The 4,755-nt window shown below is 75.5% G+C and carries 4 protein-coding genes; 2 read left to right on the forward strand and 2 right to left on the reverse strand.

Annotated features, from left to right (window positions below; translation table 11 throughout):
• Positions 1-94 precede the first annotated feature (94 nt).
• Both ACWDX9_RS60205 and ACWDX9_RS60210 read left to right on the forward strand, forming a co-directional pair.
• Positions 95-724 carry a LysR substrate-binding domain-containing protein gene (locus ACWDX9_RS60205; RefSeq protein WP_449972869.1) on the forward strand — a complete coding sequence of 210 codons (630 nt, stop codon included), beginning with the start codon at positions 95-97 and terminating at the stop codon, positions 722-724.
• Positions 725-772: 48 nt separating this feature from the next.
• A complete protein-coding gene (locus ACWDX9_RS60210; protein WP_449972871.1) occupies positions 773-1,666 on the forward strand; it encodes an ATP-binding cassette domain-containing protein in 894 nt (297 codons plus the stop codon).
• Between the two features lie 4 nt (positions 1,667-1,670).
• Here ACWDX9_RS60210 and ACWDX9_RS60215 read toward each other — a convergent pair whose 3' ends face one another.
• Both ACWDX9_RS60215 and ACWDX9_RS60220 read right to left on the reverse strand, forming a co-directional pair.
• The gene (locus ACWDX9_RS60215; RefSeq protein WP_449972873.1) at positions 1,671-2,786 is read right to left on the reverse strand and encodes an SWIM zinc finger family protein; all 1,116 of its coding nucleotides are present in this window, start codon (positions 2,784-2,786) and stop codon (positions 1,671-1,673) included.
• On the reverse strand, positions 2,783-4,755 hold a 1,973-nt coding region (locus ACWDX9_RS60220), incomplete at its 5' end, for a DEAD/DEAH box helicase (RefSeq protein ID WP_449972875.1). The genes ACWDX9_RS60215 and ACWDX9_RS60220, both read right to left, overlap by 4 nt.

The raw sequence follows: 4,755 nt of genomic DNA on the forward strand, positions 1-4,755 counted from the left end.
GCCGCGGCGCCCGGGCGACCCCCCCGCCGGCCGCCGGCGGCTTCATGAGCACCCCGGGCCCCGTCTTCTGCGCCAACGCGCCGCCCGCCGCGGCGTGCGTCGCGCCCCCCCCCGGCCCGGGCACCGGCTGCGGCTGGCCGCCACCCCGCTGGCCGTCAACCCCGTCGTGGCCGCCCGGCTGGCGCGGGCGCGTGCCGGGAACCCGCGCCTGGAGGTGAGCCTGCACACCTGCGGGCGTGACCAGGCCGTCGCGATGGTCGCCGAAGGGCGGGCCGACCTGGGCCTGGCCGACGGGCTGGCCGCCCCGTCCGATCCGCTGCGCCTGCTGGACGCCGGGCCGATGACGGCCGTCGGGGTGAGCGAGGAGGAGCTGGTCGTGGCCCTGCCCGCCGGTCATCCCCTGGCCGGGCGGGCGGCGCTGGCGCTGGCCGACCTGGTGGACGCCCGCTGGCTGCAGACCCCGCTGTGCCCGTTGGCCCGGCTGCGCGACCTGGTGGGCGACGGGTTCCCGGTGGGGCTGGACTATCACGGGGACAACGTGCACACCGTGCTCAACCTGGTCGCCGCCGACCACGGCCTGACCCTGCTGCCCGCCTCCGCCCTGTCCGGCGCCGCGCGCGGGGTGCCGCTGGCCGCGCCCCGGCTGGTGCACCGCGTCGAGCTGCTGCACGGCGCCCTGCCCCCGGGCCCGGCGGCCGACCTGGCCGCCGTCCTGTCCGGCTGACAGAGATCTGTGCGCGCGCTGACAGCGGCGCCTTCGAGGATGGTTCACATGAACGCCTTCGAAGCCGAAGGGCTGGTCAAACGCTTCGGCGCGACCACCGCCCTGGACGGCATCGCCCTTTCGGCCCCGCCCGGCACGGTGCTGGGCGTGCTCGGGCCCAACGGCGCCGGCAAGACCACCGCCGTGCGCATCCTGGCCACGCTGCTGCGCCCCGACGCCGGCCGCGCCACCGTCAGCGGCCTGGACGTCGTCCGCCACGCCTCCCGCGTGCGCCGCCTCATCGGCCTGACCGGCCAGTACGCCTCCGTCGACGAGGACCTGACCGGCACCGAGAACCTCGTCCTCATCGGCCGCCTCCTGGACCTGCGCATCGCGGACGCCAAGGCCACGGCCGCCCGGCTGCTGGCGGACTTCGGCCTGGCCGAGGCCGCCTACCGGCGCGCGAGCACGTACTCCGGCGGCATGCGACGCCGCCTGGACCTGGCCGCCGGCCTCGTCGGCCGCCCCGACGTGATCTTCCTCATGGTGGCGGTGGCGGTGCTGCTCGGGTTCGGCTTCGCGCTGGGGTTCCGCGCGCGGACCGGGCCACTGGAGGTGCTGGCGGCCTGCCTGCTGACGGTGTTCTTCGCCTTCTGCGTGAGCTGGGCGTTCGTGCTGCTGGGGGTGCTGATGCGCGAACCCGGCGGGGTGCAGGGGATGGCGTTCATGGTGCTGTTCCCGCTGACGTTCGGCACCAGCATGATCACGCCGAAGAGCACCCTGCCGGGCTGGCTGCAGGCCTGGCTGGACATCAACCCGGTCAACCACGCCATGAACGCCTCCAGGGCGCTGATGCTGGGCGGGCCGGCGGGGGCGTCGGTGTGGTGGACGCCGGCCTCCGGCGCGCTGTTCCTGGCCGTCTTCGCCCCGCTGGCCGTGGCCGCCTACCGCCGCCGCGCCTGACGGCTCACCCGCTGACCAGCGCCGCCGGGTCGCGCTCCGGCGGGCCGGCGGGCCACCACTCCCCCTCGACCCGGGTGAAGGGGTACCAGCGGCCGTCGCGGCCGTAGCGCAGTTGCAGCGGGCCGAGGGTCCAGCGGTTGCGCCAGGCCTCCAGCGGCGGCGGCTGCTCGCCCTCCCAACCGGCCTCCAGCAGGGCCTGCGACCTGGCCAGATCCTGGCGGGGCGGCGTCCAGGCGTGCTCGAGCACCTCCAGGCCGTGCGCGCCGCCGTACCGCCACGCCTGCACGGGCGCCTCCAGCCCGAGGCCCAGGTCGTGCTCGGCGGCCAGGCGGACGCGGTCCTGGTATTCGGACAGCTCCGGCAGCCGCCCGTGCAGCAGCACCTCGCGCGCCCGCCAGGCGGCCGAGGCGATGAGCACCCCCAGGGCGGCCACGTCCACGCCCGGCGCCGGGTCCAGCACGGGCGGCGCGAAGGCGGCCCCGACCGGCGGAGGCTCGGGCAGCGCGGCCACGTCCGCCGCGAACGCCTCCACCGCCGGAACCCCCGCGGCCGCGGCCGGCTTCTTCGGGGCCTCGCGCCCCTGCAGCGCCTCCAGCAGCTCCTGCTCGCCGCGCCCGCGCATCAGCAGCAGCACGAACGGGTCCGCGTCCAGCAGCCACGACGCCTGGTAGCACAGGGCTGCGGCGTGCTTGCACGGATGCCCCCAGTCCGGGCAGGAGCACTCCGGCTCCAGGTCGCCGACGGCCGGCAGCAGCGGCACGGCGGCGTCCTCGGCGGCCTCCACCAGGTCGTGCGGCATGTCGCGGTCGAGCAGGGCCGCGATGTGCCCGCTCTTGGCGGCCACCTGGTCGAGGAAACGTTCCCAGGCGGCGTCGGTGAGCTGCTCGACGCGTACGACGGTGTCGTACTCGCTCTCGGTCACGGCGGCGATGCGGCCGGGGCTGACGGTGATGGGGCCGACCTGGCCGGTCTTGGCGTACGCGCGGCCCTTGCGCAGCAGCCCATGATCCAGCGAGGTGTCCTCCATGGCCTTGACCCAGGCCAGACCCCACCAGGAGGTGGCGAAACGGGCTCCGGCGCGTTGCGGCGGGAAGGCGGCGAAGCCGCGGGCGGCGGTCATCTGAGCTCCACGAGGGCGGCGAGTTCGGCGTCGGTCAGCTCGGTCAGGGCGGCTTCCCCGGAGGACAGCACGGCCTCGGCCAGCGCGCGTTTGGCGCCGAGCATCTCGGCGATGCGGTCCTCGATCGTGCCCTCGGCGATCAGCCGGTGCACCTGGACGGGCCGGGTCTGGCCGATGCGGTAGGCGCGGTCGGTGGCCTGGTCCTCGACGGCGGGGTTCCACCAGCGGTCGTAGTGGATGACGTGGTCGGCGCGGGTGAGGTTGAGGCCGGTGCCGGCGGCCTTGAGCGACAGCAGGAACACCGGCACCCGGCCCTCCTGGAAGCGCTCGACCATCTCCTCGCGGCGGGCGACCGGGGTGCCGCCGTGCAGCAGCTGGATGGCCACGCCCCTGGCGGTCAGGTGGCGTTCCAGCAGGCGGGCCATGGTGACGTACTGGGTGAACACCAGCACCGCGCCGTCCTCGGCCACGATGGTGTCGACCAGCTCGTCCAGCAGCTCCAGCTTGCCCGAGCGGCCGGCCAGGCGCGGCGCGGCCTCGTGCAGGTACTGGGCGGGGTGGTTGCAGATCTGCTTGAGGCCCGTCAGCAGCTTGACGATCAGGCCGCGCCTGGCCATGCCGCTCGCGTCGGCGATCTGGGCCATGCTCTCGCGGACGACGGCCTCGTACAGGCCGGCCTGCTCGGTGGTGAGCGCGACCGGTCGGTCGGTCTCGGTCTTGGGCGGCAGCTCCGGCGCGATGCCGGGATCGCTCTTACGCCGCCGCAGCAGGAACGGCCCCACCAGCCGCGACAGGCGTTCGGCCGCCTCGCCGTCGCCGGACTCGACCGGTTTGGCCCACCGCGCCCTGAACCTGCCCAGCGGGCCCAGCAGCCCCGGCGTGGTCCAGTCGAGGATGGCCCACAGCTCCGACAGGTTGTTCTCCACGGGGGTGCCGGTCAGCGCGACGCGCGCCGCGGCCGGGATCTCGCGCAGCGCCTTGGCGGTGCCGGAGGCGGGGTTCTTGACGTGCTGGGCCTCGTCGGCCACCACCAGGCCCCACGGGTGCGCGGCCAGGCGGGCCGCGTCCAGGCGCATGGTGCCGTACGTGGTCAGCAGGAACCCCTCGTCGGGCAGCGTGCGCTGCGCCCCGTGGAAGCGGCGCACCGGCACGCCCGGCGCGAACTTGGCGATCTCCCGCTCCCAGTTGCCCAGCAGCGAGGCCGGGCAGACCACGAGCGTGGGCCCGGCCCCGTCGCCGGCCCTGTCGCCGGCGCGGTGCAGGTGCAGGGCGATCAGCGTGATCGTCTTGCCCAGGCCCATGTCGTCGGCCAGGCAGCCGCCCAGCCCGAGCGAGGTCATCTGGGCCAGCCAGCGCAGCCCGGCCAGCTGGTAGTCGCGCAGTGTCGCCGCCAGCCCTTCCGGAGGGCCGGCGTCGGCGGGTTCGGCCAGGCGTTCGCGCAGCTCGCGCAGCCAGGCGGTGGGCTCCACGGCGACCTGCTCGCCCTCAACCTCGACCGCGCCGGTCAGGGCCGCGCCCAGCGCCTCGATGCCGGTCAGGGGCTTGAGGTCGCGCTGCCGGGCCTTGCGGGCCAGGTCGGGGTCGATAAGAACCCACTGGTCGCGCAGCCGTACCACCGGGCGGTGGGCCTCGGCGAGCCGGTCCATCTCGGCCGCGCTCAGGCGCTCGCCGCCGAGTGCGAGCTGCCAGTTGAAGCTGGTCAGGTGCTGCCCGCCGAGGAACGACGGCAGGTCGGACGGCTTGGTGTCGCGCTCGCCGATGACGGCTCGCGCACTCAGGCCGCGTACCAGGGCTTTGGGCCAGTGCACCTCGACGCCGGCGGCGGCCAGGCGTTCGGCGGCGCCGGCGAGCAACTGCTCGACGTCGCCGTCGGTGAGCGCGAGCTCGTCGGGGACGGCGCTGTCGAGCAGCCGTTCCAGGCGCGGCCAGGTACGGGCGGCCCGGCGCACGGCCAGCGTGGCCTCGATCC

The organism is Nonomuraea sp. NPDC003201 (assembly GCF_053590415.1).